A 678-nucleotide genomic window follows, 5' to 3' on the forward strand; every position below is an offset into this window, starting at 1 on the left:
CTCCAGACCGACCGATTTGCGCGGCATAAAGGCCATCACCGCCTGCCCGTCATCATTCAATGCGGTGGTAACGATAATGTCGGCGAACAGTGCGCCGGTGGAGTAGAACTTGCTGCCGGTCAGACGCAGGCCATCCGGCCCCTGGACCAGGCGAGCCGTCACTTCACGGGTATGCCGGGTATTTTTTTCCGGGCCGCCGTTACCGAGGCGCTGCCCCTGCACCACGGCGCTGAAAAGGGTGTGTTGCTGGGCGGGTGTACCTTCATCGAGCAGCAGTTGGATCAGGGCGAAATGGTTTTGCGGGATCTGCCCCAGTGAGGGGTCCACGGCCGAGATAATGCGGAACACCTCCGACAGCGTGCGGTATGACAGCCCGCCACCGCCAAAGGCGCGAGGCACAGAGATGCTGCCCAGTCCGCTGCGACTGAACAGTGCCAGCGCCTCCAGCGGGTAGATGCGATCCCGGTCGCGGGCCACCACATCGAACCGGGCGAGGTCGGCCACGGCCTGTGCGGCCTGGATCGCCTGTTCGTGACTGAGGATCACTGCCGCTGTTTTATTCTGGCCGGTAGTACTCGCTGATTGGCTCATGATGTCCCTTAATTAACAGGCAAATAAATGCCAGATGGCGCAGGCCATCAGCAAAGAGATTTTTCAGATTTCATTAATATAATCAGA

1 protein-coding gene is annotated in these 678 nt (G+C 59.6%); it reads right to left on the reverse strand.

The genetic code is table 11. The features are described from left to right. Positions 1-591 (reverse strand): acyl-CoA dehydrogenase family protein (locus tag WH277_RS01630; protein ID WP_339503999.1); only part of this gene is annotated, 591 nt, incomplete at its 3' end. Positions 592-678: the final 87 nt, after the last annotated feature.

This window comes from Erwinia sp. MYb416, assembly GCF_037479575.1.
Taxonomy (GTDB): Bacteria; Pseudomonadota; Gammaproteobacteria; order Enterobacterales; family Enterobacteriaceae; genus Erwinia; species Erwinia rhapontici.